Origin of the sequence: Mesotoga sp. UBA5557 (genome assembly GCF_002425715.1) — a bacterium.
Lineage (GTDB): Bacteria > Thermotogota > Thermotogae > Petrotogales > Kosmotogaceae > Mesotoga.
The window spans coordinates 60,139-86,873 of the sequence record NZ_DIMV01000044.1; the positions used below are offsets into that span (position 1 = coordinate 60,139).

24 protein-coding genes and 1 pseudogene are annotated in these 26,735 nt (G+C 44.7%); 10 read left to right on the forward strand and 15 right to left on the reverse strand.

What is annotated here, in order from left to right; translation table 11 throughout:
- The first annotated feature begins 177 nt into the window (after window positions 1-177).
- From B3157_RS05745 to B3157_RS05755, 3 genes are read left to right on the forward strand one after another with little or no spacing between them, the layout of a single operon-like run.
- Window positions 178-1,608 (forward strand): TldD/PmbA family protein, encoded by a 1,431-nt coding sequence (locus B3157_RS05745; protein ID WP_214060114.1) that lies wholly within the window; start codon window positions 178-180, stop codon window positions 1,606-1,608.
- Complete coding sequence (locus B3157_RS05750; RefSeq protein WP_292589512.1) at window positions 1,608-2,882, forward strand: metallopeptidase TldD-related protein; 1,275 nt, start codon at window positions 1,608-1,610, stop codon at window positions 2,880-2,882. Before B3157_RS05745 ends, B3157_RS05750 begins: the two co-directional genes overlap by 1 nt.
- A 17-nt stretch (window positions 2,883-2,899) precedes the next feature.
- Window positions 2,900-3,565 (forward strand): nitroreductase family protein, encoded by a 666-nt coding sequence (locus B3157_RS05755; RefSeq protein WP_292589514.1) that lies wholly within the window; start codon window positions 2,900-2,902, stop codon window positions 3,563-3,565.
- A gap of 76 nt (window positions 3,566-3,641) precedes the next feature.
- Here the strand turns inward: B3157_RS05755 and B3157_RS05760 are convergent, their stop codons facing one another.
- From B3157_RS05760 to B3157_RS05775, 4 genes and pseudogenes are all read right to left on the reverse strand, one after another.
- Window positions 3,642-5,699 carry a heavy metal translocating P-type ATPase gene (locus B3157_RS05760; protein ID WP_292589517.1) on the reverse strand — a complete coding sequence of 686 codons (2,058 nt, stop codon included), beginning with the start codon at window positions 5,697-5,699 and terminating at the stop codon, window positions 3,642-3,644.
- Window positions 5,680-6,051, reverse strand: coding sequence for an ArsR/SmtB family transcription factor (locus B3157_RS05765; RefSeq protein ID WP_214061479.1), 372 nt, complete (start codon window positions 6,049-6,051; stop codon window positions 5,680-5,682). The genes B3157_RS05760 and B3157_RS05765 overlap by 20 nt, the downstream gene beginning before the upstream one ends.
- A 157-nt stretch (window positions 6,052-6,208) precedes the next feature.
- A pseudogene (locus tag B3157_RS12865) lies at window positions 6,209-7,173 on the reverse strand (PhoPQ-activated protein PqaA family protein).
- 213 nt (window positions 7,174-7,386) lie between these two features.
- Window positions 7,387-8,064 carry a hypothetical protein gene (locus B3157_RS05775; RefSeq protein WP_099829973.1) on the reverse strand — a complete coding sequence of 226 codons (678 nt, stop codon included), beginning with the start codon at window positions 8,062-8,064 and terminating at the stop codon, window positions 7,387-7,389.
- Window positions 8,065-8,192: 128 nt separating this feature from the next.
- Between B3157_RS05775 and B3157_RS05780 the strand changes: the two genes are divergently transcribed.
- Window positions 8,193-8,852, forward strand: a complete 660-nt coding sequence (locus B3157_RS05780) for an HAD family hydrolase (protein WP_214061482.1) — start codon at window positions 8,193-8,195, stop codon at window positions 8,850-8,852.
- Here the strand turns inward: B3157_RS05780 and ltaE are convergent.
- Both ltaE and B3157_RS05790 read right to left on the reverse strand, forming a co-directional pair.
- Window positions 8,830-9,867, reverse strand: a complete 1,038-nt coding sequence (gene ltaE, locus B3157_RS05785) for a low-specificity L-threonine aldolase (protein WP_214061483.1) — start codon at window positions 9,865-9,867, stop codon at window positions 8,830-8,832. The genes B3157_RS05780 and ltaE overlap by 23 nt on opposite strands.
- A 314-nt stretch (window positions 9,868-10,181) precedes the next feature.
- Window positions 10,182-10,604, reverse strand: coding sequence for a DUF3795 domain-containing protein (locus B3157_RS05790; protein ID WP_292589523.1), 423 nt, complete (start codon window positions 10,602-10,604; stop codon window positions 10,182-10,184).
- Between the two features lie 92 nt (window positions 10,605-10,696).
- On the opposite strand from B3157_RS05790, the gene B3157_RS05795 reads away from it, so the two are divergent.
- Window positions 10,697-11,434 (forward strand): acyl-[acyl-carrier-protein] thioesterase, encoded by a 738-nt coding sequence (locus tag B3157_RS05795; protein WP_214079574.1) that lies wholly within the window; start codon window positions 10,697-10,699, stop codon window positions 11,432-11,434.
- A gap of 22 nt (window positions 11,435-11,456) precedes the next feature.
- Here the strand turns inward: B3157_RS05795 and B3157_RS05800 are convergent, their stop codons facing one another.
- From B3157_RS05800 to B3157_RS05815, 4 genes are all read right to left on the reverse strand, one after another.
- Complete coding sequence (locus B3157_RS05800; RefSeq protein ID WP_349680369.1) at window positions 11,457-12,551, reverse strand: KamA family radical SAM protein; 1,095 nt, start codon at window positions 12,549-12,551, stop codon at window positions 11,457-11,459.
- A 376-nt stretch (window positions 12,552-12,927) separates the two neighbouring features.
- A complete protein-coding gene (locus B3157_RS05805) occupies window positions 12,928-15,132 on the reverse strand; it encodes an Ig-like domain-containing protein (RefSeq protein ID WP_292589527.1) in 2,205 nt (734 codons plus the stop codon).
- A 92-nt stretch (window positions 15,133-15,224) separates the two neighbouring features.
- Window positions 15,225-15,866 (reverse strand): DUF4230 domain-containing protein, encoded by a 642-nt coding sequence (locus tag B3157_RS05810; protein WP_292589529.1) that lies wholly within the window; start codon window positions 15,864-15,866, stop codon window positions 15,225-15,227.
- Window positions 15,867-15,892: 26 nt separating this feature from the next.
- Complete coding sequence (locus B3157_RS05815) at window positions 15,893-16,303, reverse strand: DUF5362 family protein (RefSeq protein WP_214079569.1); 411 nt, start codon at window positions 16,301-16,303, stop codon at window positions 15,893-15,895.
- Between the two features lie 447 nt (window positions 16,304-16,750).
- Here B3157_RS05815 and B3157_RS05820 point away from each other — a divergent pair, with 447 nt between their 5' ends.
- Together B3157_RS05820 and B3157_RS05825 are read left to right on the forward strand one after the other, a co-directional pair.
- On the forward strand, window positions 16,751-17,707 hold the full coding sequence (locus B3157_RS05820) for an aldo/keto reductase (protein WP_214060587.1): 957 nt from the start codon (window positions 16,751-16,753) through the stop codon (window positions 17,705-17,707).
- Between the two features lie 231 nt (window positions 17,708-17,938).
- Complete coding sequence (locus B3157_RS05825; protein WP_292589533.1) at window positions 17,939-18,166, forward strand: hypothetical protein; 228 nt, start codon at window positions 17,939-17,941, stop codon at window positions 18,164-18,166.
- A 239-nt stretch (window positions 18,167-18,405) separates the two neighbouring features.
- Here B3157_RS05825 and pruA read toward each other — a convergent pair whose 3' ends face one another.
- From pruA to B3157_RS05845, 4 genes are read right to left on the reverse strand one after another with little or no spacing between them, the layout of a single operon-like run.
- Window positions 18,406-19,977 carry an L-glutamate gamma-semialdehyde dehydrogenase gene (pruA, locus tag B3157_RS05830; RefSeq protein WP_292589535.1) on the reverse strand — a complete coding sequence of 524 codons (1,572 nt, stop codon included), beginning with the start codon at window positions 19,975-19,977 and terminating at the stop codon, window positions 18,406-18,408.
- A 12-nt stretch (window positions 19,978-19,989) separates the two neighbouring features.
- Window positions 19,990-21,138 (reverse strand): NAD(P)/FAD-dependent oxidoreductase, encoded by a 1,149-nt coding sequence (locus B3157_RS05835; protein ID WP_214061243.1) that lies wholly within the window; start codon window positions 21,136-21,138, stop codon window positions 19,990-19,992.
- A complete protein-coding gene (locus tag B3157_RS05840; RefSeq protein WP_214061244.1) occupies window positions 21,122-22,939 on the reverse strand; it encodes an FAD-dependent oxidoreductase in 1,818 nt (605 codons plus the stop codon). The genes B3157_RS05835 and B3157_RS05840 overlap by 17 nt, the downstream gene beginning before the upstream one ends.
- Window positions 22,932-23,243 (reverse strand): (2Fe-2S)-binding protein, encoded by a 312-nt coding sequence (locus B3157_RS05845; RefSeq protein WP_214061245.1) that lies wholly within the window; start codon window positions 23,241-23,243, stop codon window positions 22,932-22,934. Before B3157_RS05845 ends, B3157_RS05840 begins: the two co-directional genes overlap by 8 nt.
- 216 nt (window positions 23,244-23,459) lie before the next feature.
- Between B3157_RS05845 and B3157_RS05850 the strand changes: the two genes are divergently transcribed.
- The 3 genes from B3157_RS05850 to B3157_RS05860 are packed head-to-tail and all read left to right on the forward strand — an operon-like array spanning window position 23,460 to window position 26,268.
- Window positions 23,460-24,200 carry a glycerophosphodiester phosphodiesterase family protein gene (locus tag B3157_RS05850; RefSeq protein ID WP_292589539.1) on the forward strand — a complete coding sequence of 247 codons (741 nt, stop codon included), beginning with the start codon at window positions 23,460-23,462 and terminating at the stop codon, window positions 24,198-24,200.
- Window positions 24,197-24,964 carry a YdcF family protein gene (locus B3157_RS05855; RefSeq protein WP_292589541.1) on the forward strand — a complete coding sequence of 256 codons (768 nt, stop codon included), beginning with the start codon at window positions 24,197-24,199 and terminating at the stop codon, window positions 24,962-24,964. The genes B3157_RS05850 and B3157_RS05855 overlap by 4 nt, the downstream gene beginning before the upstream one ends.
- An 11-nt stretch (window positions 24,965-24,975) precedes the next feature.
- Complete coding sequence (locus B3157_RS05860; protein WP_292589543.1) at window positions 24,976-26,268, forward strand: carcinine hydrolase/isopenicillin-N N-acyltransferase family protein; 1,293 nt, start codon at window positions 24,976-24,978, stop codon at window positions 26,266-26,268.
- On the opposite strand, the gene B3157_RS05865 is transcribed toward B3157_RS05860, so the two are convergent.
- Window positions 26,261-26,735, reverse strand: a 475-nt coding sequence (locus tag B3157_RS05865; protein WP_292589546.1) for an MBL fold metallo-hydrolase, incomplete at its 5' end; no start/stop codon positions are given. The two genes, B3157_RS05860 and B3157_RS05865, sit on opposite strands and share 8 nt — an antisense overlap.

A 26,735-nucleotide genomic window follows, 5' to 3' on the forward strand; every position in this document is an offset into this window, starting at 1 on the left:
TTTCATTATAGCGTGGATATTGATTAATTATATTCACAACAGAATTCATTTATTTCAATCCTTGATAAATTATAGTATAATTTGTCATAAGAAACCTGCTCGGAAATCCTAGAGTCTACTCTTCGGAGAAGGCTTGCTTAGTGATGAACAAAATACCATTGCATTAGGAGGTTCTAGATGAAGGTAGAAGATTCAAGATATCTAAACGATAAACGGGACTTGATGAAAAAACTTTTGCGTTCTCTGGAACGTGACTTTCCTTACGTTTCAGTTCTCGGCACGGATGTCAGGGGTAAACAGTACCAGGTGATGACAACTGGGATTAGCGTCAACGATTCGAGATGGTCCGAAAGAGGGTTCGTGCTCAGGATTCATGATGGAAGAGGTTACTTTGAATTCTCGTTTAATCAAATGGGGAATCAATCAGTTGAGGAAATTGTCAAGTATGTCAAGAGAAAGCTTTCTGCGTTCAGGAAAAGTATGAATGAGAAAAGTCTAGACGCTTCAGAAGTATCGATGTTCGAAGAAGAGGAATCAAAACTCTGTTTCAATGACGAAGTTGTAATTCTTCCGGGTTCTCTTTCGGCAGGAGAGATAATCGATAGACTTTCTTCTTTTAAGGATAGGGCTCACGAACTCTCCAATGAAGTGATAAACGTAATGGCCCTCATGGAAAACGTGCAAGTGAGTAAGCTCTTCATTTCTTCCAGGAAGGAGCTCTCACAATCCTACATCTGGTCTCAAGGTTATTTGTACGTCGTTGCCAGAAGAAACAAGAAGACCAAGTATAGTATGAAAGGTTTTTCGGGACTGAAGGGTCTGGAGGTTCTAGACGAGATGGAAGCGTTCGTCGGAAAAGTCGTCGAGAATGCTCGACTTCTGCTCTCGGCCGAGAGAATAGATCCAGGTGAGTACGATGTAATTTGCTCGCCCGATGTTGCGGGACTGATTGCTCACGAAGCTTTCGGACACGGAGTCGAAATGGACATGTTTGTGAAGGGGAGGGCAAAGGCCGTCGAGTATCTGGGAAAGCAGGTTGCGTCTGAGTTAGTTACGATGCATGACGGAGCGGCCGGTGTAAGAGAGGTTTCATCTTACGCTTTTGATGATGAAGGCAGTCTGGCAAAGGACACGGTGATAATAGAAAAGGGAATTCTCAAGAGGGGAATTTCAGATTTGATTTCTGCATCTGTTCTTGGAACTGAGCCGACCGGCAACGGTAAGAGGGAATCGTTTGAGAGAAAAGCATATGCACGCATGACGAACACATATTTCTCTCCGGGAAAAGATGATCTAAAAGATATGATCGAATCAATAGATTATGGTTTTCTTCTTGAGGACTATTACAGTGGAATGGAGGATCCCAAAAACTGGGGGATTCAGTGTGTCATAGCCTACGGACGCGAGATCAATAAAGGCCAGTTTACAGGTCGCATAGTATCTCCAGTAATGATGACAGGATATGTACCTTCATTGCTGAAGTCGATTTCCATGGTATCTGGAGATTTCAAGCTCTCAGGAACGGGAGCCTGCGGTAAAGGTCACAAGGAGTTCGCTAAAGTCTCTGCGGGCGGACCGTATATTAAGGCAAAAGCGAGGTTGGGATAATGATAGAGACAATTGTAAAGAACCTTGAAGCAAATTCAGTAGATGCATGGAGAATAAGGGAAGAGAATATTGAGAGTGAAGAGTATTTCTTTGTAGGGAACAAGGCAGATCTTGGAAGGGCGAAAAAGGTAAAGAAGTATGAAGTAACTGTCTACCGTGATTTTGAAGAGGGCGAAAAGAAATACAGGGGAAGCTCGACGGTTACCGTAAACCCGGGAACAACGGTTGAGGAAATCGTCCAGTCAATACAGGAGGCCTTTTTTGCTGCAGGGTTCGTTAAGAATCCCTGGTATCCAATGGCACCGAGATTTTCACGGAGATTCGAAACAGCCGAACATGACCTTCACGATCTTTCAAGAGACGCGATTGGAGCAATCTTTTACAATGAAAAACCGTCCAATTCATGGTTGAATTCTGTTGAGATTTTTGTGACGAGAAACGGGTACCACATTCTCAACTCTGAAGGTCTCGATGTGACTTTTTCAAAATATAGAACATACATCGAAAGCATTGTAAGTGCTTCTGGCAGAGAAGAAGTTGAGCTGTACGATCAGTTTCTCCTTGCGCTTCCCGATGTTGAACGTATAAGCGAAAGGATTTCCAGGCTACTTCTGATGGTCTGTGAAAGGGCTAATGCTGTTCCTACGCCAACTTTAGACAGGATACCGGTATTACTTACGGGAGAGCCGGCGAAAGAGGTAATGAGATACTATTTGAAACAGGCAAATGCACGTCTTAAGTATGACAGGATATCCGAAGCTGAACCTGGAGACTCTGTTCAGTCAGGAGAATCGGGAGATAAGATAACGCTTGAAGTCGTACCGGAACTTGAAGGTTCATACTTCAGCCTTCCTGTTGACAATGATGGTTTTCTCATTGAGAAGAGGACGGTTATCGAAAATGGGATCTTGAAGAATTACTGGGGTGACATCAAATATTCCCACTACCTGGGAATCGAACCAACAGGTGCTGTTATGAACTTCTCGGTTGGTCGTGGCAGTCTCAGCATTGACGAGATGCGAAAAGTTGATCATCTGGAGGTTAGTAATTTTTCGGCAGTTGACGTTGATGAAACAACGGGTGATTTCGGAGGAGAGATAAGATTAGGCTGGTATTTCGATGGTTCGGAGAGAATCGCGGTGTCGGGAGGTTCAGTAACCGGTAATCTAAGAGAACTTGATTCAATCTATCTGTCGAAAGAGACAGAACTGGACGGAGATTACTATGGACCGATCTCGATAGCAATAGAGGGGTTGAAGATTTCGGGTGAGTAGTTTTTGCGAAGGTGCACATGATTATTGAGACAATAAGAATGAGGCATTCAACGAGGAAGTTCCTCAGTTACGACCTGTCTGCTGAGGAGAAGGAAAGGCTAATGAACTTCTTCAGGGAGCTTCCCACTCTTCATTCTTTGCACCTGAAATGGACCCTTAGAGATCTAAACAAAGGATCGGGTGTTATATTTGCACCGTGTCCCGAAAAGCCGAACTGCCTTGTGGAATACGGATTCCAGGGAGAAATCATTGTTCTGGAAGTGACCAAGATGGGATTAGGCAGTTGCTGGAATGCCGGGATTAGAGAGGAAGGCTCTCCTGCAGGGATTATCCTTGGTAAGGAAGATTCAGGGAAGGTAACCTTAAACGATGTCCTTACCGGAATGGTGAGAAGGAAGGAGTTGAAATCTCTTGTCGAGGGACCGTTGCCCAAAGATGAGAGGTTGCTTCAAATATTGGAATCATGCAGACTTGCCCCTTCTTCGATGAATAGGCAACCCTGGAGATTCAACGTTCAGAATGGCGATCTATACATCTGGACAAAAGGCAACGTGATTGGAGGGGGCCACTGGATAGATCTTGGGATTGTGCTTTCACATGCATATATCACTGCGCTTGAATTCTTCTCGAAGGTTTCGATAGAAAAAGCTGCCGGAGACAAATACAGAGTGATCATGAGTTAGCGGCTAGTTGTTGCTTCGTTCTGAAACTTTGACTTCCTGCAGACATCGGATTGCGAAAAGAAAAGGTTCTTCTCGTTCATTCTCTAAGTAGTCTTAGTGAGTTCATAACAGCTACGAGAGTTACTCCAACATCTGCGAATACAGCCCCCCACATGTTCAAGAGACCCAGAGCGCCAAGGCAGATGAAAAGGATTTTTATTCCCAAAGAGATTACGATGTTTTGGATAGCTATGCTATTTGTCAGTCTTGAAAGCTCTATCGCTCTCGCGACTTTTGTGAGGGAGTCACTTGAGAGAACTACGTCTGCTGTCTCTATCGTTGCATCTGCTCCAGAATTTCCGATAGCGATCCCTACGTCAGCTCTAGCGATTACCGGAGCGTCGTTTATGCCATCGCCAACGAAAGCTGCATGTTTCCCTCTTCTCAAAGCCGATTCCACAATGTTCATTTTTTCCTCGGGGGTTGCTCTAAAAACGAAACCATCAAGCTCAAGGCTGGTGGACACAGAGGCCGCAGCATCGTAGTGGTCACCGGTAAGCATCACTATCTCCTTGATCCCAAGTCTTCTCAATCTAGCCAGGGCTTCTGATGAATCGTCCTTAAGAGCATCTGACAACTCAAACACTCCCTCAATGCTGCTATCTATTACCATAAACAGCTTGTTGGATCCATTGTCTCCCTTGTACTCGATTCCAAGATCCTCTAGGAGGCGATAGTTGCCTATACTGATTTCCTTGCCGTCGACTTCGGCTTTGACGCCCTTCCCAGCTATCTCTGAGTAGTTGGAAACGCTCTTGTAACTGGGAATCTCAGAGACCAACCTAACGAAACGATCTGCAATAGGATGAGTAGAATAGCTCTCAATAAGAGCTGCATATTCCAGCAACTCTCTTTCACTGTATTGGCCCACTTTTTCCATCCTAGTGATTTCCGGTTTTCCTTTAGTAAGTGTCCCCGTCTTGTCAAAAAAGATCGAGTCTACTTTTCCTAGAGACTCAAGATAGTTGCTTCCTTTGAAGAGTATTCCCTCTCTCGAAGCCTTTCCGATTCCTATGAAGTAGCTTAATGGCACGGATATTACCAGAGCGCATGGACATGAGATTACAAGGAGTATTAGCGCTCTGTGAAGCCACTCAGATATCGTACCTCCAAAAAGCAAAGGCGGGAAGATGGCGACAGATGCTGCAATCAATATAACAAACGGAGTATAGATTCTTGAGAATCTTGTGATGAAACGCTCCTTGCTCGACTTTCTCAGAGTTCCTTCTTCTACCAATTCAAGCATTCTGCTTGTATATGACTTCTCAAGAGTAGCTGAAGCTACAACTTCTATCACACCGGACTTATTGAGTGTTCCTGCGATAACAGCGTCTCCTTCACCGACCAAAACAGGATCGCTTTCTCCCGTAAGAAGCGATTTGTCGAGTGAAGTGCTTCCTGAGTCTATTACTCCATCGATAGGGATCCTGTCACCAACTCTCACAATGAATCTGTCGCCGGGCCTAATCTCTCTTGCAGGTACTGTCTTCAACACTCCATCTACCATTTGGACAACTTCATCAGCTCGAAAATCAATGAGTTCTTTCACCGATCTCCTAGACTTCTGCAAAGCCAGCGATTCCAGAAGCTCGCCAAGACCGTAGAAGATCATTACTGCCACTGCCTCTGGCAGTTCGTGAATCAGAAATGCACCCAGGGTCGCCACAGTCATCAGGAAATTCTCATCGAAAAAGTCTCCCCTCAGGAGGTTCTTCAGGGCCCTCAAGATAGTATTGCCACCGGCGACGAGATAAGCAATCACAAACAGACCATATTCGAGAAACTCTCTGTCTCCGTGAAGAATTGTGGACAAAGCGATCGCAATTAGAAGCAGAGCTGTTGAAACAATCAGTCTTGTCAGTTCCACAACGGGAAAGTCTCTCACAATCTTGGAGTGTTCTAGCAGTGAGAGTTCTGGATCTTGTTTCTTTATTATCTCATTCAGTTCGTCCAGTGAGTGATTATTCTCACCATATATAACAACAGTTGCAGAAGAGAAATCAATCTTTGCATTAATCCCTGATCGTTCAAGCCGGTCTTCAATTTTGACTGCGCATTTAGGACAATCTAGACCTTCAATTCTGTACTTCTTCATCCGACTCAACCTCAACCAATTCGTCAAAGTGCTCTTTTGCGATCTTTATCAGATCAATAACGTGATAGTCGCCTAAAGAGTATAGGACTGATTTCCCTTCTCTTCTACTCGTTACGAGTCTGAATGACCTAAGTAGCTTGAGATGATGAGAGATTGTTGGTAATGTTAATCCAAGAATTTCTGCAAGATCACATGTGCATAGGTCGGCATTTGAAAGGAGGAAGACGATCTTTGTTCTGGTCTCATCGGAAATAACCCTAAAAAGCTCCGAAAGACCTGAGACTTCTTCCGCAAACTTTCTGTATCTCTCTTTGTCGACGTGGATTTCTCGACTTGGGCAAAGAGTGCTCATCAAAAACCCCCTTAACGATTAGATGCTTATCTAATCGATTATACTTCTTTTGGCTGCACTGGTCAAGTTATTTGCCCAATACTCACGCAGGCGTTGAAATAAGAAGCCCTTACCACCAAAAGTGAAAACACCCTCAACGTAATAGACTGTCGGTTGTTCAAACGAGATTCAGTTCCTGGTTATCTTCGATAACCTTGAAGTCAAACTCTGATCTTTTGAAGTGGCCTTCAGGAGAAGAAGATGTCAAGATTCTTAGTTCCTTCAGCTCTGAGTCCCCTCTCTCGACTGTCGGGATGAACTTTGTGGAACTCCCGGATCGTTCTTCTGAAATGCTCAATGAAGAGAGAATCTCTCCCGTATTGAGATTATGGATCATCGAACTGATTGCTTGGGTTACCGTAAAGACTTCGTATTCATGTCCTGCGTTCGCAGCGTAAACCATGGAAGAATAGCCTGATAGTTCGTCTATGTACAACCTTGAAGCGTCTATTGGCCAGTAGGGATCGTTAGTTCCAACAACAATGAGTTTCGGGATATCCAGTTCAGAACGATAGGTGAAGGGATCTATGTACTCAAGCAAATCTCTCTTTGTCGGATCATCTAAACCATCTAGGATTCCACTTTCAACATATTCTCTTATTGAGGTACTAAAGCTTCCCCAGAACTCGAGCTGATGTTCCATTTTGCAGCGACATTCAGATTATCAAACGTGATGGGAACGATTCCTGTAACTCTCTTATCCATGGCAGCGGTGAGCCAGCAAGTCCATCCCCGTTTAGACCCGCCTGTCAAGATGAAGCCGTCTACAGTGTCTCCGTTATTCCTCGCATAGTTATCTAGGAGACTCATGGAAATGATGGTCGATTGAACTACAGGTAAGAGAGCGGGCCAACTGTAGTCACCGGTCTCAATGCATTAGGAGAATGAGTAACTCAATAACCAATCCTCCCTAAGGCCACCAAAGAGGGGTTGGTTTGGAATATCGAATAGGACTGCAACATATGTTCGGTTTTGAAGTGCCAGCAATCTAAATAGGGAGAGTTCTTCCTGAGAATACTTGAAATTCCCTGTGATGAATACTACCGCAACATTAGATTTCACGCTGGGCGGTCTAATAATCATTAGGTGGTTCTGCCACTGAATATCCTGTCATAAAACGGAATCGAATCGAATTTTTTCAATCTCTATCAGTCCTTGCGAGGGTGTATCTACAACATGTGAGTTTGCTTCTTGGAGGGTTGAAGGAAGAGCGTGTGTTTGGAGAAAAGCATTTATCGTGACTCCTGAAAGTGCAGTTGCAGCAATCAAAATTGACGAAATGACATAATCCTCATATCAATCACTCAATACCTTTTCCAGAATATTGGTAACTACTCTTAGCCTATCAATCACATCATCCGGTGCAACGATCCTTATCGCTTCATTTGAAGCAATAAACATTATCAGATCCCCAAATCGGAAGAAGCGATAAGTTTGAAGCTTACTGTCAAGTTCAAAGGTAACCTCTTTGAATTCAGCCTCGCGGGGAACCACTCTGTTCCACAGCATTGGCTCCTCAACGTAGTGTATGCTGGAGACTCTTGCTGTCTCAACTGTGTCGGTCCTTATGATACATAGATGTCCATCTTCGTGTATTCCGTAGAATACCTCGTGCCTCTGGTCAAAGCAAGCAGGATGGAATAAGAATTCACTTCCCCCTCTAAGAACTAGCCTCACCGCTTTCTTCCGCTCGACTGCTTTCAGTAAAGTGAAGCTCACCCGATCCTCAGCTATCATCTGTGATTTCATGCTGTCTTCGAAGAGAGAAGGAAGGCGGTAAGACTCAGAGTAGAAGTATTTCCCTCTTTTTCTAGAGTACTTGAGTGGTGCTCCCAGGTTTATTCTCAAGTATCTGAAGTCCCTTAATGCCTGCCGGCTTGAGATTCCGAACTTCTGAGTATACTCTTTCATGGAGGCTTTGTCGTTGGTTGACAGGCGGTTGTGAAGCCAGATAATTCTCATTTCTCTAGACATGTCTGCCACCTCCGGTAGCTCGGATGAAGCCTGCCATCTTCGCAGAACCGTATTTGAAGATGATAGAATTGCATTAGTATTATACAGAATTGAATAGACTAAATCCAGAAGAGGGCAATGGAGAGCGTATGATTAGAGGGATCATTTTCGATCTGTTCGGCACTATTGTAAGTAATAGAAGGCTTTTCAGACCAATTTGCTCGAAGATGGCAGAAGACGTTGAAGTTCAATCGGAAGAGATAGAAAGAGACTTTGTCAGTCTATACAGAAGGTACTTCAATGACTGTCATAAGATGCCGTTTCAACCTGAGAGATACTACTACTATCTCCTTATAGCGGATCTCATCGACAAGTACAAGTTGCCGGGAGATATGGAATCATACTGTAATTACATGTATGATTCTTTTTCAGAACTGCCGGCTTATCCCGATTCAAGGGTCTTGAAGAGGATCTGCAAGGACTATAAAGTCGCAATTCTGACGAATGCCGATGACGTCTTTGTCAGAAAAGTGGTTGAGAGAAATAGAATCCCTCATCATGTGCTATTGACTTCCGAAACGGCAAGATCATATAAGCCTTCAGAAGTGATTTTCAACGAGGTTCTTCTAATGTTGAAACTTGCCCGGAACGAGGTTTTGTTCATTGGCGACAGCATACAGGTCGACATGCTTGGAGCCGCCGGAGCTGGGATAAAGGGTATACTTATTGATCGCTCAAAGTCTTATTTTGATTACGCACCCAGAATCGAAAGTTTGGAGGATTTGCCTAGTTTGCTAAGGCAGTATTGAGAGCAGATTCGAATTCTATCAGGACTCTGTCGATATCATCGCGCGAGACATTCAGATTCGTCACAAAGCGCCACTCTCCACCTTCTGGGGGATTTATCTTAATACCTTTATCCAGCAGTGTTTCTACTATAGGTTGTGAACTGACTTTCTTCGTGATTCTGAAGAAGACCATGTTTATATCCAGCCTTTTATTGAAAACATCCACATTCGGGATCTTCGAAAGGCCTTCGGCGAGATACTTCGCATTACAATGGTCGATTGAAAGACGATCTGTCATCCCTTCTAGAGCGTATATTCCTGCTGCCGCGATGATTCCGACCTGGCGCATCGCTCCTCCCATAATCTTTCTTCCCTTTCTTGCTTTGGCAATGAACTCCTTGGTCCCGGCTAGCATTGAACCAATCGGCGCCCCAAGTCCTTTCGATAGGCAGAACATTACCGAATCGGAATTTGCGGCGATTTCTGCCGGGCTAACCCCAGAGGCAATTGCAGCGTTGAAAATCCTCGCTCCGTCTAGATGGAGGGGGACATTTCTCGCTCTTGCCAATTCGTAGACTTCACTCATATACTTTAGAGGGAGTGCAATACCGCTTGAGTGCGCGTTTTCAAGGCAAATGAGGCCGGTTCTTGGATAATGAAGGTCTTCTGATCTGATCGCTTTCCTTATTCTCTCCACAGAGGGCATCCCATCGTCACAATCAAGGGTTCTCATTTGAACGCCCGCTATGACCGCAGAAGCACCCGCTTCGTGAACTATTATATGATTTGAGGCCGGGATTATTACTTCATCACCCCTGAGCGTGTGAGTAAGAATTGAGAGCTGATTTCCAAAAGTTCCGGAGGGTACAAAGAGAGAGGCCTCCTTTTTGAGAATACTTGCTGCGATCTCTTCAAGCTTGTTTACTGTCGGGTCGTCTCCGTAAACATCGTCTCCTACTTCGGCGTTGGCCATCATCCTGCGCATTTCCTCTCCTGGAACTGTAACTGTATCACTTCTAATATCGATCAGCTTCACGACAGCACCTCCAAAGGTTTGTTATGAAAACAATTATAAACCAAAATCATGATATTGAAAAAAAGCCGGATCTAATGATCCGGACTATATGGGGTTCCTATCTAAGGGGGATAGGGGGGTTATAAACTATAATTATTCTAGTTTGTTTTTGTTAATATCACTTTGTGTTAATAGGGCAACACTATGCAGGATGAATTACTTATTGCTTAATACCCGTTCGAGATTTTAACATAGCGCTGTCTGAAATCAATGGCTGTAGCTACACTATATAGGTGCTTATAGAAATGGACAGTGCAACATGCAGTAGATAGATGTTACACTAGAAGAAAGATATTCTCGAGAAAAAGAATAATCGCGGTTCCGGCAAAGCCTTCATATCGTACCTGCTCTTCACTGTTCTTGAAATGTTCTCTGTGTACCTTATCTAGCCTGCTCCTTGCGCCGGGTAGAGTTCTTAGAAACCTATCAAGTGTCTCGCAAGGGTAGCGATCGCATTCTCCACAATTTGAAATAGCCCTTTTTTCACAACAGATCTTGAAAGGGCAACCATCGCACAGTCTGAAATGCACATCACCGTGGCAACCGCTGCAGTTGATATCCATGAAGCTGAGGTCGAATCCGAAATCTTTTGACCATCTACTTGCCGTTTCCCTTCTCATTGAATCATCGTTGGCTAGAGTGGCTCTGTATGTGTCGCACTGAGTGCAGTCGATCCCGCAGAATGCTATTATATTCATACCAGTACCTGAACCTGCGACAATCAATAGCGTCTACACATGAGTAGAGCATAGCATTATGAGAGAAAAAGACAAATCTATGGAGGTAGAACTTGAAACCAATAGTAACCGAAGAGGTTTACAAAGTGAGATACTACGAGCTGAAGAACGATTGGAAGGCCTCAATTTCTGCTATTATGGATTATTTTAACGACATAGTCACTCTTCAGACAGTTGAGATCGGCCACGGCGTGGAGGTTATGAGTAAGGGCGAATATGCCTGGCTTTTGCTTCGTTGGGATATTGCAGTTAGCAGGTATCCAGATTTCATGGAGAGCGTGGTTGTCAGGACTACCCCGCATTCAATGGATAGGTTCTATGCTTATAGGCGTTTCGAGATATTCGACAATTCAGGGCAACGTATTGTTGAGGCAAATTCGCAGTGGATCTTGATCGATCAGAATCGACGAAGACCTGTTCGAATTGGAGAAGAGCTCTACAGAAGATATGGTATTGACGAGGGTTTTCACCGACCACTTTCTTTCCCTAAGATCTCTGAGTTTGAGTCAAAGGGAGAAATGACTACTCTGAGAGTTCGAAAGTCAGATCTAGACACTAATGGTCATTCGAATAACGTATCGTATGTTAAATGGCTTATGGAAGCGATTCCGGAAGAATTTGATGGCAAGACACTTCGAAGACTTACTATTGAGTACCGGCATGAATCTAGAAAAGAGGATGAGGTTCTTGTGGACGGGGTATTTCAAAATAAAAGTAGTTTCGTTGAGGGCCTTCATAGAATAAGCAAGCGTGAAAAGCTTCTGACGCTAGCCAGAACAGAGTGGATATGAAGGACGGTGTGTGCCGTCCTTCTTAAACAAGAGTATCTGGATCTACGTAGTCTTCCAGCCAATAGGCATCAGGATTTCTATCGAAAGCCATAAAGAGATCGTATCTTCTGGGATCTGCGGCTCTATGGTACTTCATATATATTTTGCTCTCATCAAGACCTACATATTCAATCTTTCCAGTTGCATGAGACATAACAAATCGAGCTCTCTTGGCAAGGCCCGAGACGCTGTCTATTGACTTCTTGAAGATTTCGTAACCTCTTTCGGCAGGGACTGCGTAGGTGTGATTGCCTTTTGTAGGTCTGCACTGGAATACATAATAAGGGGGAATCCCAATGAACGAGAGCTTCTTGAATAGATCTGACATGACCTCAACGCTGTCGTTCACTCCACTTATCATAGGTGTTTGGTTGCATATTACCGCTCCGGCATCCCTCAAAATGTTTAGGCCCTTTACCGCTTGATCTGTCAGTTCTCTCGGGTGGTTAAAGTGGGACATTATATAGATTCTCTTCTGTGGAGTACTGTACTTACTGATCATTTCTGGCAGATCGGGATCGTTTATTATCCTATAAGGATTGAATGCAACCATTTTACTCCCGAACCTTATTATGCCCACGTGATCTATTTCTCTTAGCTGTCTCACAATGTCACCGAGTTTTTCTGTGGATAGTATTAGTGAATCTCCTCCTGTGAGAAGAACATTTGTAATCTCTCTGTGTTTCCTAATATACTCTATTCCTGGCCTGACGTCATTCACTATCTCTTTGTTGTCTGTCGAAAAGAGTCTCTTTCTAAAGCAGAACCTGCAAAAGCTTCCACAGACCTTCGAAACAAGGAGCAAAGCAGTATCCGTATACTTGTGTTCCGTTCCAGGGGCTACAGCATACTTGTGCTCCTGAGAAGCATCCAAATCCCCCCACTCGTCGAGTTCTTCAAGATCGGGAACGATTATCCTCTTTATTGGGTCGTGAGGATCCTTCCAGTCAATAAGTCCCAGATAATAGTCGTTGGCCCTAAAGGGATAGACTTCCGTAACCCTTCTCATTTCTCTTATCCGTTCTTCACTAAGGCCCTCGATTTTGTCAACACTTGTGAGGTATTTAGGACTATGCAAATTCACCACTCCTTACATTTGGATTTGGTTACACTAGAACACTTCTCTTCTAAATCGAGAAGATCACAAAAAACCAGATTCCCGAACAACTGGACTACTCAACATTAACCATGAACCTACACTTATCCTAGAGGAACACGAAGTATCAATGATATTAATCATACGAGTAAGCCAGCTTCGCACTCAAGAAACATGAGTCTGTGCACAAATAACGATAAATTATAACACATGAACTACTGTGCCTCGCTTAGATCGACGCATGATCTCATTATGGATCTTCAAATGAGCTTTACAAGACCATACACCTCGGGGGTATAGAGAGAAGTGAAAAACCCCTCCGGAAAGAGGGGCTAGTATTGGTGAAATATCGGGATTTCTATTCGGTCACTAGAATGATATTTCCCATGTAATCGCCTGCAGGAGAGTATATCTTTCTGTTGAGTTGAGAATCAACATCATCAAATACCGCAGTACCGATTAAAGTATCTCCCGATTCGTTGACCGCGAAGAAGTGAATCTCATTGAAGTTGAAGATCCAGTCTGTTTTAACTACTGACTGTCTTTCCTGAGACAGAATCTCGTGCTGACCAGCAACGATTCTTACCAAATCACTATCAACTGAGCGAAGTGCATATGAGATTATCGTTACCTTTTCTGAGGTTTCAACCATAACTGTGAATCGATTCTCTGTTTTCATTCCCTTTTCGTCCATGACTTCCAGGAGGACCTCATTCTTTCCGATATCTTTTCTGGTGGGAATGAATGAATACCTCCCTTCAACTACTTCGCCAGGTCCCGACAAAAGCCTGAATTCAAGATTATCGCCATCTGGATCGCTCGCGAACTCTCTAAGGTATAAAGAATACTCGCTTCCTACCTCCGCGATGCCGTCTGGTATGAATAGATCTGCTGGTCTGTTCTTGTCTCTCACGTCTATTCTAATAAGAAGGCTATCCGACAAACCGAGGCTGTCGTATGCAGTGACAGTGGCGAGTTTCTGCCCCTGGTCGTTGTAGTCGGGAGAGAATACATAACTGGACTCCTCTATTCTTCCATAACCTTCCATCTCAAACTCGAGATCATCTCCATCGGGATCGAAAAAGAGACTGCTCAGGTCCAGGTTAAGGGTGAATGTCTCCATAATCGTTGTATTCAGCGAAGGGATGACCTTGACAGGGGCTCTGTTCACGTTCTCAACGTCCACGGTAAATGTGCCGATGCTTTCGAGTCCCTTGCTGTCTCTGGCAAGCAATTTGACTTCATGAGTGCCTTCTGAGTCGAAATCGGGAGAGTAAAGATAGTGACCATCTTCGATAGCGCCGGGTCCTTCAACGATTTCGAAATCCAAATCATCTCCATCGGGATCGAAAACGAAAGCCCTGAGATATATCCTTAAGGTCTCACCCTCTTTAACTCCCCAATCTGGTATAGATACTGTTGGCGGTCTGTTGACTTCGTTCACTCTTATCCTAAAAGCTGTAGTGCTTGTTCCACCCTTCTCGTCTTCCAGGAATACTGTAACTGATTCCTCGCCGGCTTCGCCGAAACGAGGAGTGTACTTGTACTTGCCATCGACAATTTCTCCCGGTCCTTCGATAGCAAAGCTTACCTCGTCTCCATCGGGATCGATAACCCTTTCGAGGAAGTCAATTTCCAATGTATCCCCCTCGTTCAAGACAATGTCACTTAAGAGAAGCTCTGGGGGACGGTTAAAGTCTTTGACTTCGACCTCGAAGCTTGAAAAGGCTTCGTTCCCGTAACTGTCTACTACCCTGATAATCACGCTCTTCGTTCCAGCATCTGCAAAAGAAGGCTCATATACGAATAGACCATCTTCAAGTAGTCCAGGACCTTGTTCTATACTGAAGAAGATTTCATCTCCATCTACGTCGACGGCAGCAGAGGCAATATCCACCGATATACGTTCTCCCTCGTTGACTACTTGATTCTTGATTTGCATTACTGGTGGAGCATTGACATCAATGATTTCGAGTGGAATGTCGCGAGCTGTCTCATTACCGTGAGTATCTCTGGCAGTTACTCTCAAGACGCCATCACCGGCATCGTTGTAGCCTGGGGAATAGGTGTAGATACTTCCTTCCAGCTCGCCCGGCCCCTCAACCGAGAATTCCAGGTTGTCTCCATCTGGATCAACGGCAATTGAATTCAGGTCTATAGAAAGCGTCTCTCCTTCATTCACTACAACAGGAGATGTATCGATTTCGGGAGGTCGATTCACCCTTATCACATTAACAAGCATTACATCTTCAGAGCTCTTTCCTTGTTCATCCGTTGCGCGAATCCTGACAGCGATCTCCCCAGCGTACGAAAACCCTGGTTCAAAAGTGTAAGAAAAGCCAGACAAATCACCGGGCCCATCTATCAGTTCAAGAGCAACCTCGTCAACTTTTTCATCACTGACAAATTGCTTCAGATTCACAGAGAGCTTTTCACCCTGGTTGACCACCTGCACAGGTAATTCGATCTGCGGCTCCTTGTTTAGGACTCCGGGAAGCGTAATAATAAGTATTATTGCAGCCACGGCAGCAACAACTAGAACGTAGACCATCCATCTCTTCATAAACATCCCCCTTTCTATCTAATCGAAACCTGAGTTCGTTCGTATTGCTTGACCTAAATGTTTTCATTTCGTGGACGTCAGCTTCTATAAGCTCAACCTTTTCTATCACTTCTGATTGTTTCAGATGAAGGTTGTGCGTCAGGCACCTGATCTTGCTCAAAAAGAACAACTACCTCATCGAACCCCATTCCAAGAAAGAGCCCATGAAAGAAATTTCTCGCGCTTTCTTTTGAAGTCTCTTCAACCCCCATCTCATATGCACTCTGAAGTGCCTGTTTCTCAATCTCCTTACTGTATGACTGAAATGTCTTAAGCATATCCCTGTTCCCAAAGATTCTTACGAGTACTCCGCTTTGATTGATTACTTTGATGTCTGGAATCTTACTCTGAGGTATCGTCACTTCGAGTTTGGGAGCAGGAAGGGTGAGTTTTATTCTTCTTGCTTCACCTTCATGGACCTCTATGGAATCTTCCCTTAATCTCCTCAGATCGAGATAACCACGTACCTGGAATGGAACGATGAAGATGAATCGTTGGACCGTTCCTGGAACGAGACTTCCTCTCTCGGGTTCGAAAATCAGCAAGGTAGTCATCTTGGCAGTGCTCAACTCAGAGATTCTCTCTACCTTATGGATTATCGATTCCGATTTGAAACTCGTCTTCTTTCTCGACTGGAAGAAAAGGAAAACGAGTATAGCTATTATTGCGAAAAGTACTATATTCAGAACGAACAACTAGTCACCTCCAAAGTTTGGCTATTTCAGAAGCTATTCATGTAATTTGCCATTAGACTACCCATAGCAGCCATGGAAACTATTGTTATAACTATGAATACAAGGGCTAGGATTATTAGTATTCCCTGAATTCTGAAGTAATGTCTAAGGCTGTCAAGCGCAATTTCCAAGTTGATTGACGCCTTTGATTGGACAAACGAGTCTAATTCCTTCTTCGAACTCCTAAGTTTCAGCCCCATAATCAAAGCAACTACTGCGCTTATAGCACCGAAAATCGAGAAGGGGTTTGCCACCATACCTACGATAGACCCAATAATCCCAAGAACGGCACCTACTATAGTCCATATACCGACAAATCCAGCCCAATAGCTGAGACCGCTCAAAGTTTGATAAGTGATACCTTCTATGCCGGATGCCCCATCCGTTCTCTCCAACATATGCAACACCTCCTCTTCTAGTCTCACTCCAAGTTTATCAGAGAAGAAAGAAAATCCATTCAACAACTGAGTTGTGTGTAACGGGTTCACTCCAATACTCTTTCTGTCGATGATAAAAAGTCGCCAAACGTTGATCCTAATTCATATGTAGAAATCGAAGTCCAGATACTGTTGATGAGATCAGGGATTTGCCGAGTGCATGAAAGAAGCGGTTGACGGGCAACCAGAGGCTTACCATACGCAGTTTGACTGGCCGTTCTGGCTGCATAACCAAACCTTGCTCCAGCCCTTATCGTCCTGCTTTTTGACATCAAACCACGCTCTCGTGTTCTCAAAAGCTTTTCGCTAACCGATTGTCGTTTCCCCCTCCACATGATTTGTATCAAAGAATACAATGATATAATTAAAACAATCTATATCGGCATTGAGAAGGAGGTTCGACAAGTTATGGAATATCGCAAAGTTGGAAGAAGTGGTCTTCTTATTAGTGAGCTCAGTCTCGGATCATGGCTTACTTTTGGAGCGCAACTAGATATCGATAACGCAAGAGAAACCATGAGAGAGGCATATAAAGCGGGAATTAACTTTTTTGATACCGCTGAGGCATACGCCAGCGGTATGGCCGAATCAATGATGGGCGAGATCCTGAAGGAGTTCAAAAGAGAGGAAGTTGTCGTTTCCACGAAGATCTTCTGGGGAGGAAGCAAACCAAATCAGAAGGGACTCTCAAGAAAGCACCTTCTTGAGGGGACCTGGAATTCTCTCAAACGACTCCAGCTTAAATATGTTGATATACTATATGCTCACAGACCAGATCCCGAGACTCCGATGGAGGAAGTAGTCCTTGGAATGGATTACATTGTCAGAAACGGTCTTGCCTTCTACTGGGGGACATCTGAATGGAGTTCTAAAGAGCTGGAAGAAGCCCACAAAGCTGCCGAGAAGTTGAATGCTATTCCTCCTGTTGTTGAGCAGCCGCAGTACAACATGTTTGTGAGAGAAAGGGTTGAATCGGAGTATCAGTCTATCTACAAACAGTACGGTCTTGGTCTTACTGTTTGGAGCCCTCTTGCCAGTGGTCTTCTTACGGGGAAGTACAACAGTGGTATTCCGGAAAACAGTAGGTTAGCCAAGTTCCCCGGTTTGAAAAAGCATCTTGAAGAGAACAGAATATTCTCTGAAGAAAATCTAAGAAAGGTTGCCAAGCTGGCAGATGTCGCAGAGAAGCTCGAGACGGGACTCGCTCAGCTGGCACTTGCCTGGATCCTCAAGAACGAAAACGTTAGTTCAATTATCCTTGGAGTTAGTAGGGTTGAACAGCTTAGAGAAAACCTCAAAGCCCTAGATTTGAAGGAAAGATTGACCGACGATGTTGTGAAAGAAGTAATGGCGATAATCGATTAAGATTTTCGTCTCAATAAATGGAAAATGAGAAGGGAGGCGTTATAAATACTGAAGAAAGCATTCTTGTTACTCTCTTGATCTTTCGTGATCATGCTCGCGAGTTCATGCTTGTACTTGTTTCCAGTATCTATTCCGATCGTTGAAGGGATAATAGAAGCCATTGATTTTGAACTTCGCGGGAGTCCCGTTGCGTTTTCGAGCTTTGCCTTCGGAACCGAGACAGTTCCTTAGTTGGACGAGATCATTTACGAGGCCAGAAAGCAGACGCAGTTGGATCTTCCTCACAATTTCGCAGTTGTTGGTCTTGAAGTCATGGCGCGAGTTGAATGGGCTCTCCAAAAGCCTCACCCACAAGACTCAATAGACATCGACTTCTACGTGTTCAGAGAGCCAAGAAAACAAAGATCTGCCGAGGTTTTTAGACAGCCCGTCTTTCATAGCAGATCACTGACTATTTAATGTGATTAATCCGGGAGAAAACTATTTCGAAATTGAATCGAGAGATTCCAAGACTCTGGAAATGTTTCTCGAGATTATCACTGGAATGGCAGAAGATGTCCATTGGGTGGCAATCTAAAATTATGCCGCCACTTCAAGTTCAACAGCAACCATCCATCTCAGCGGAACAGTTTGGGTCAAGAGAGTTATGGAGCGAAATTGATAATGCAAGAAGGGCCCGCAAAGGGCCTTCTTGCATACTAGAGGATTTTTTCGCTAATCGATTTTCCCTGGAGGAAAAGCAGCAAATAATCTCTTCCACCTGCTTTGGAATCTGTACCAGACATATTGAATCCACCGAACGGTTGGACGCCTACAAGTGCTCCAGTACACTTCCTGTTAAAGTATAGATTTCCAACGTGAATCTCTGCCTTAGCTCTCTCGATTCTCTTCCTATCCTTGCTGTAAAGCGCCCCAGTTAGTCCGTACTCCGTACCGTTGGCAATCTCGATTGCGTGATCAAAATCGTGTGCTCTAATAATCGCTGTTACCGGTCCGAAGATCTCTTCTTGTGCAATCACTGCATCAGGCGACACGTCGGCAAACACTGTAGGCTCTATGAAATATCCTTCTCTTTGGAGAGAGTTACCTCCGGTTATCAATTTGCCTTCTCTCTTCCCAACATCAATGTAGCTCAGAATCTTGGCCACTGCGTCTTCGTTGATGACGGGGCCGATGTAGTTGCTAGGATCAGTTGTATCTCCGACGGTTAGAGCCTCGGTTTTCTCCTTCACTAATCGAACTATCTCGTCATAGACATCCTCGACCACGATAATCCTTGATCCGGCGGAACATTTCTGTCCTTGAAAGCCAAACGCACTAATTACAGCTCCAGATGAAGCTGCACAAATATCGGCCGTTTCATCAATGACCACACAGTCTTTGCCTCCCATTTCCAGAACCACTCTCTTCACCCATATCTGCCCATTGTTATGCTTTGCCGCCAGTTCGTTAATTCTCAATCCAACTTCTTTCGAACCCGTGAACGAGATGAACCTTGTAAGCGGATGCTCTACCAGATAATCGCCGATTTCACTTCCCGAACCTGGCACAAAGTTGACTACCCCATCTGGAAGTCCCGCTTCCTTAAGTATTTCAACAAATTTAGCAGCTATCACCGGTGAGTCCGATGCGGGTTTCAGTAGTACACAGTTTCCCGAAACTGCGGCCGCTGTTGTCATGCCAGCCATAATCGCCCCAGGGAAATTCCAGGGAGGAATGATTGCCCCAACTCCTAACGGGATATATATCAGTTCATTTAGTTCGCCTGGAATCTGAACAAGTGGTTGAGGACTCGCGTATCTGAGGGCTTCTCTAGAGTAGAATTCAAGAAAGTCTATCGCTTCTGCAAGATCGGCGTCTGCTTCTATCCAACTCTTACCAACTTCGAGAATCATAGTTGCATCAAGTTCGAACCGTCTTTCCCTCATAATGCGTGCAGCTCTTAGGAAAGGCTTGACCCTTTCTGAAGCCGGCAGCCTGCTCCATGTATTGAATGCTTGATAAGCGGTTTCCATTGCCTTGTCAACAAGGTCCTTGTTGGCTTTTGAAACCCTCCCGACGACTTCATTTGGATTTGCTGGATTTGTTGAGATGATTTTCTTGTCGGTCGAATAGTATTTGCCTCCGATGAACAGATCATAATCCTTACCTTGAGATCGGATCTTCTCAAAAGCATGATTCATTAAGGATCTTACGTCGGGGTCGTCGGGATTGATATAAGGCTCGTTTCTAAAAGGCGGAATTATCTGGAAATCTGTCGCTTCAAACATCTTCGTAACCTCCTATACTACGTTTTTTTCTATTGTAAAGCCTTCCTGGAATCTATTTAGGCTCAGGTTTGAAATGTCAACGCTTCTCGGTTCTCCATGTACTATCCATTCGGCGACAGCCTCTCCAACAGCCGGTGCTAACATGAATCCGTGACCGGAGAACCCGATTGCATAGTAGAAGTTATCAATATCGACGGCGCGATCGATGATGGGTTGAGCATCGGGAGACATGTTATAGAGACCTGCCCAGTGTCTCAATACTCTAACGTCGCGTAGGAATGGAAAGAATTTAGGCATCTTCTCGGTCATTTCTCTTAGGAACTTCCAAGTTGGGGTAACATTATGTCCAGGGAGTTCGTCCTTGTCACCCTGCCCCATGATGAAGTTTCCCGCCTTTGTCTGTCTTATGTAGAAGTTGTTCTCGAAACTTATGACCAGCGGATCCATAATATGCTCTAGAGGCTCCGTTACGAAGATCTGGTGTCTATAGGACTCGGTAGGAAGCTCAACTCCAGCCATCGCTCCCACCTCATGGGAGTATCCGCCGGCAGCGTTAACGACAACTTCTGTTTCGATCTTACCTTTGCTTGTTTGTACAGCCACAATTCTTCCATCTTCGGTAATGATATTTTCTGCAGATGTATGAGTTAAGACCTCAACCCCCATTCTCTCAGCGGCCCTAGCGTATGCAAACGTTGTCAGGTGAGGATTTGCGTGACCATCACTTGAACAGTAAGCGGCGGCTCTAACACCTGACATGTCGATAAACGAGAACCTCGAAGATGCTTCGTTTTTTGTCAGGAGCTCAACATCAAGATTCTCTTCCTGTTGCATCTTGGTGTTTCTTTCGAAAAGCAAAACCTCTTCTTCTGTGTAGGCCAGAAGAAGATAACCTCCCTGAAAGTATTCGATATCGAACCCCACTTCGCTTTCGAATCTCTTAAAATGCTCAACACTCCGCATTGCCAGTCTCACATTCATTCTCTCAGACCATTGCTGTCTTATGCCTCCGCCACACCGACCAGTAGAACCTGAAGAAAGATAGTCTTTCTCAAGAACAACAACATCGCTCACACCGTTTTTTGCAAGATAGAAGGCAACTGCAGTTCCGATTACACCTCCGCCGATAACAACAACTTTGTACCTACTCTTCACTATCATCAACTCCAGTTTCAGCTATTGCTTTGAAGCTTACAGGCATAGAAGGTGGTCTGAAGATCCCTGGAGCAAGCTCTTCAACAGGCACTCCCGTCTCCCTTGACAGAATCATCAAAGTATTTAGTCTGCACGTCCTACCCCCGCAGGGTCCCATACTTATTCTCAAGTACCTACGCAGTTCTTCGAAATCCTTATACCCATCTTTTATCGCTTTTCTTATCTGATCAACTGTGACTTCTTCACAACGGCATACAATGGTTTCTGCCTCTTGTGAAGGCACGAAAATGTTTCTGACTCCTTGTGCAACTTCCGAAGGAACAATGATGTAGACAAGATTTGTTTTGTTTGGAGACCTAGCTACTCTTTCCACCTCTGCCGTACATATCACTTCCCCATTCCTTCCCAATGCACTTACATACTGACCCTTTACGGGCAGGGGAAGAAACTCGTAGGGGATACCGATCGATGAGGTTCCGTCTTTGTTCTCTCTGAACATGAAAATCGCAAGACCTGGACACTTAGTGGCGCAAATGCTACAACCAGTACACCTGGAATAGTCTATTGTGGGAATAGAGTTGATGTTCTCTCCAACTCTTATTGCTCCAACCGGGCAACTCGTTTCGCAAGGATTACAGGGGATCGGCTCAAAGCACTCGATTATGGGTCGCAACTTCCCTTTGTAGCTATCAAAGTCACATTCGATTCTTTCACTAAAAGAAGCCTCCTCAACTTTCCCTCCGAGTTTTCTTATACCGGACCTCGTCTTTGATGAGGAAGGACCACTGCGGAACTTCCTTAATGTTTCCTTCAAGTAGTTCAGCTTTTCCTGATCACATCTGCCAGTTAAGTCTTCAACGATTGTAAGTCCAGCGATTCTTCCTTCTATCATTGCCGTTGTTGCCTCTTCTATTCCCGAAACATCACCAGCCACGAACAGGTCGGGTACTGAGGTTCTCATGTCATCATTTCTCAGAGGGACATAACCTCCTAACTCCTGTATGTATTCAATCACGCAACCAGCTTGGGCAGCTAGTTCTATCGATGGAGATAATCCCACTGCGATGCATATGGTATCGACCACGAACTCTCTTTCTGTTCCCGGAATCGGTCTCCATCTCTCGTCAAGCTCAGAAACCACAGCTCCTTTGACTGAATCCTTTCCGATGGCTCTTGAGATTGTGTGCCTTAGATTTACTGGGATACCCAGTCGTTTCACTTTGTCGGCATGCACCTGATAGCCCCCGATTTTGTCAGAAGCCTCGATTATTGCTTTTACCTCTGCACCGGCCTGCATCAGCTGGTAAGAGACAATAAGACCGATATTTCCAGACCCGATCATCAGAACGTTCGTGCCGGGAAGAATACCGAACTGGTTCATGAGAGTCTGGACGGCACCGGCTCCGTATACACCTGGTAGATCATTGTTCTCGAACTGCAGGAATTTCTCTGATGCGCCCGTTGCTAGAAGTATCTTCTTAGGCATTAACACTTCAGTCGTGTCCCTTTTCATATCTACTACTGGGACACCGTCGGGATAGATTGCGATGACAGAGTGCTCCGTCAGTATTCTGGCATTCTCGAATGAGTTCAGCTCTTCGTTCAATCTATCGGCTATCTCATATCCCCTAACTGACGCAAAGAAACCCTCATTGCCAAAGAACTTGTGTGTCTGCTTGATGAGCTGTCCTCCAGTGGAAACCGCTTCATCTACCAGCAGTACCGACAGACCGCTTCTCGCTGCTTCTAATGCGCCAGACAATCCGGCCGGTCCACCGCCTACAACAAGAAGATCGAGATTATTCACTGATCTCACCCTTACCTGGCTGCCTTCTAACTCTCATTCCGGGTCTCACCGGAGTTATGCAAGTGCGAACATTTGGTTTTCCATCTACTTCCATTAAGCAGGAAGAACACTTTCCTATTGCGCAGAAAAGCCCTTGAGGGCGGTCTTTCTTGGGGCTGTATCGCAGATTTCTTATACCGTTTGCATGTAGAGCAGCCGCAATGGACTCACCCAAATACGCCAAAAGCTCTCTCCCTTCGAAAAAGAAAGTGATCTTCTCGCTGCGCTCAAACGAAAGCAATGGATGCTCAGTAATTCTCTCCAAGGTATCGCCTCCATATAATGTCTATTACAAGTATAATTCCTTTTCTTCTCCTGAAGAAAATCAGCATATTCACGTATACTCATGAACAGGCAAAGTATGCTGCTATAATTGTAAATATGTGCAGTTGCCGGAATTGAGGAGCGAGAAACGGGGTTTCAGATGTTAGTCAAGTTGATTTGCATTGATGAAAGTCATTTGCAGGAGACGGAGGTTCTTATGGATTCCAGACCTATAATTCTAGGACACAGGGGCATGGGTATAGGGGATGGGGAAAATTCCCTCCTTTCTTTAATCAAGGCAGTTCAGATTGGAGCAGATGGTGTAGAACTTGATGTTCAAATTACCAGTGATGGGGTGCTTGTAGTGAATCACGATCCCGATCTGAAGAGAACATTCGGGGCAGATGTTGTAGTCGGAGAGACGACTTTCAAGAACTTGAAGAAGATGAATCTCGTCAATCCAGAAGGCCTTACCACGCTCGAAGAAGTTTATCTTGAGCTTCCCGAAACGGCCTATATCAATGTTGAGATCAAGGATCCCCGGGCCGCTGATGTAGTTGTTCCGTTGGTGAAAAGCTTCAATGCGATGGAAAGAACTCTCTTCTCTTCCTTCCATCACGATTGTATGCGAAGAGTTAAGGAATGTGATATTCAGGCGAATATTGGGCTTCTTATCGGTGAAGAAGCAAGAGGAAAGAATCCTGCCAAGTATTTTGAAGAACTCATGGAGTACAAACCCTTTTCATTTAATCTTCCGGTTCAGCTGTTTGATGAGATTGGTTTTGAGCTGGGAGTGAGTCTAATCGACTTTGTCAGAAGCAGAGGGATAAAAGTTGCGCTTTGGACTCTAAACGATCCTGGACTACTTATGAAGGTCAAGGGTGAAGCCGACATAATAATAACTGACAATCTTCAAGGTATAATGGCTGCACTTGGAGGAAAGAGCGAAAGAAGGTGACGGCATTGCTGTATCTTGAAAAATTCGCTTCGGCAATATTGACACCGCCAGGACTTTTCATACTCATCTTTCTAATAATTGCAGTTATCTTGATCAGAAAGGGCGAAGAAAGACGGACAAAGGTAATAGGAATTGTTGTTATTGTTCTGTGTTTCTTTGTGTATCTACTTTCAACTGGTCTTGGTACTCACCTTTATCTTCAGCCTTTAGAGAGGGCATACACTGCTCCTCGTGCCGTGAACGGTCAGGCAATAGTGGTACTAAGCAGTGGGATAATCATTTCTCCTGAAGGTCAGGTGCTCGACAATCACACCGTAGCGCGGTTATCGAAGGCATATACTCTACATCTTCAGACAAAGTTGCCGATAATTGTGACAGGATCATTCATGCCCGGTCGATCAACGTCTACTGTTGCCGAGCTAATGAGGGATTGGCTTCTTGATCGAGGTGTCGCATCTGCCAGGGTGATTGTCGAGCCTAGAGCTCAGACAACCTGGGAAAATGCGCATTATACGGCAGATATCTGCAGTCAGTTCAACTGGAGCAGTGTAATTCTCGTGACTTCTGCCGTTCATATGAAAAGGGCGGTAAGTTCGTTTGAGAAGTTCTCTCTACGTGTTACGCCTTTTCCAACGGATTACATGTATGACCACACAAAACTCAGCTACGTAGATTTTCTTCCTAACCAGCGGGCGCTCGATGCAAATCTTTCTGCTCTTCATGAGTATTTTGGGCAGTTGAGATATCTTCTGAAGAGTCCATAAGAAGTGAGATCATGTGTGATTCCTTTGTAGTTCTTGGTAGTTCTACAGCAGATGGCAGAACGATTTTCGGAAAGAACAGCGACCGTGAGCCAAATGAGCCGCAATCGATCCATTTCTTTCCTCGTTTAACAGGTAATGGAACGGATTTGTTCACAACAACGCAGAGAGTCAGCCAGGTTAGCGAGACTAACGCGATCCTCATTTCGAAGCCATCGTGGATGTGGGGTGGCGAAATGGGAGTCAATGACAAGGGAGTTGTTATAGGAAATGAAGCGGTTTTCACGAAGGAGACGGTCCGGAGAGACGGTCTCCTGGGTATGGACATATTGAGGATTGCTTTGGAGAGATCGGAAAGTGCCGAACATGCTGTCAAAACGATTGTTGAGTTGATTGAAGATTACGGTCAGGGAGCTAACGGAGGTTTCACCAAATATTTATATTATCACAACTCTTTTCTGATAGCAGATAGAGAAAATGCGTGGGTTCTGGAAACCTCCGATAGCTATTGGGTTTCGAAGAAGGTGAAAGGATCTGCCGCGATATCAAACTGTCTGACTCTTGGAGACGACTTTGATGACGGTCATCCTCAGGTCATTCGAAACGCAGAAAATCACGGATGGCATAAGCCCGGGAAAGCGTTTAGCTTTGCCGAATCATACGAAAAGAAACTAATTAGGAAATTCTCGGGCGCAGGAACAAGACTTAGAAGAATGCAAGAGCTTCTGGAAGAGGGAGAAGTAAGTATCGAAAGAAGCTTTGAGATTCTTAGAGATCACGAAAATAGCAAACACCTCGGTTCAATGCGAAATATTTGTATGCACGCCGGTGCCTCATTAGTCAGCAGTCAGACTACTTCTTCGATGGTAGTTGTTCTGGGAGAGAAGCCAGAAATATGGATAACTAATAGTAGTGTCCCCTGTCTATCTGTGTTCAAGCCAGTATGGTTTGATAGCTACGAATCAAGCCTTCCATTTGACGAACCGGAAGACGGGATCAACTACTGGGGGAGCTGGGAGAAATTCATCCGGCTAGCTATTCTACGAGACTCAAAGGCAAAAGAGTTGTGGAGAGAGTACTGCCTTCAGTTTGAACAGGATCTGTTGTTGACTGCCGGGAAAATGAAAGCAGATGATCTCTCGGAGCAGGCATTCGATAAGAGCAGGAATATTGCGAGAAAAATGACCTCGCTTCTAGAGGAAGAAGAGGTAGAAGCAGGCTTCTTCAATAGAAAGTACTGGAACAGACAGAACAAGAAGCTTCAGGAGCTGAAATCAAGGAACTTCAAGAAGGAGATTCCTACGTGAAAAAGGGGTTCTCCCTAAGAATACTTTGAGCCGTCGTTTCCGGCCCGTGGCCTGGAAGCACTATCAAATCAGGTCTTTCAATGAAGAACTGCTTGAGCTTTCTAAGACTCCTCTCCATCTCTATTCCATTGCCATCTGGCAAATCAGTTCTTCCAACCGAATTCGAGAAGACTGTATCGCCAGAAAAAAGGTATCTCTCTCCGTACATGAAGCAGCAGGAACCCTTTGTATGTCCGGGAGTGTGAAGACACTTCCAGGGTCTGTGAAGAATCTCGGGAGTTACAATCAAGCCTTCTTCTATAAGAAGACGAGTCTTTCCGAAAAAGGTGAGAAAGCTTTTACTTGGATCTAGTAGTAATGGTCTGTCCAATTCATGTATAATAATCGCGCTTGCGGCAATCTGATCGGCATCGTGCGTGTGATCGGCATGGCCGTGAGTTAGAAGAATGCGTACTTGCTTGTCGCTC

Excerpts from the sequence above, each read along its gene's own strand:
- B3157_RS05745 (WP_214060114.1), top strand. The coding sequence starts at position 178 with ATGAAGGTAGAAGATTCAAGATATCTAAACGATAAACGGGACTTGATG.
- B3157_RS05750 (WP_292589512.1), top strand. The coding sequence starts at position 1,608 with ATGATAGAGACAATTGTAAAGAACCTTGAAGCAAATTCAGTAGATGCA.
- B3157_RS05755 (WP_292589514.1), top strand. The coding sequence starts at position 2,900 with ATGATTATTGAGACAATAAGAATGAGGCATTCAACGAGGAAGTTCCTC.
- B3157_RS05760 (WP_292589517.1), bottom strand. The coding sequence starts at position 5,699 with ATGAAGAAGTACAGAATTGAAGGTCTAGATTGTCCTAAATGCGCAGTC.
- B3157_RS05765 (WP_214061479.1), bottom strand. The coding sequence starts at position 6,051 with ATGAGCACTCTTTGCCCAAGTCGAGAAATCCACGTCGACAAAGAGAGA.
- B3157_RS05775 (WP_099829973.1), bottom strand. The coding sequence starts at position 8,064 with ATGTCTAGAGAAATGAGAATTATCTGGCTTCACAACCGCCTGTCAACC.
- B3157_RS05780 (WP_214061482.1), top strand. The coding sequence starts at position 8,193 with ATGATTAGAGGGATCATTTTCGATCTGTTCGGCACTATTGTAAGTAAT.
- B3157_RS05790 (WP_292589523.1), bottom strand. The coding sequence starts at position 10,604 with ATGAATATAATAGCATTCTGCGGGATCGACTGCACTCAGTGCGACACA.
- B3157_RS05805 (WP_292589527.1), bottom strand. The coding sequence starts at position 15,132 with ATGAAGAGATGGATGGTCTACGTTCTAGTTGTTGCTGCCGTGGCTGCA.
- B3157_RS05815 (WP_214079569.1), bottom strand. The coding sequence starts at position 16,303 with ATGTTGGAGAGAACGGATGGGGCATCCGGCATAGAAGGTATCACTTAT.
- B3157_RS05820 (WP_214060587.1), top strand. The coding sequence starts at position 16,751 with ATGGAATATCGCAAAGTTGGAAGAAGTGGTCTTCTTATTAGTGAGCTC.
- pruA (WP_292589535.1), bottom strand. The coding sequence starts at position 19,977 with ATGTTTGAAGCGACAGATTTCCAGATAATTCCGCCTTTTAGAAACGAG.
- B3157_RS05835 (WP_214061243.1), bottom strand. The coding sequence starts at position 21,138 with ATGATAGTGAAGAGTAGGTACAAAGTTGTTGTTATCGGCGGAGGTGTA.
- B3157_RS05850 (WP_292589539.1), top strand. The coding sequence starts at position 23,460 with ATGGATTCCAGACCTATAATTCTAGGACACAGGGGCATGGGTATAGGG.
- B3157_RS05860 (WP_292589543.1), top strand. The coding sequence starts at position 24,976 with ATGTGTGATTCCTTTGTAGTTCTTGGTAGTTCTACAGCAGATGGCAGA.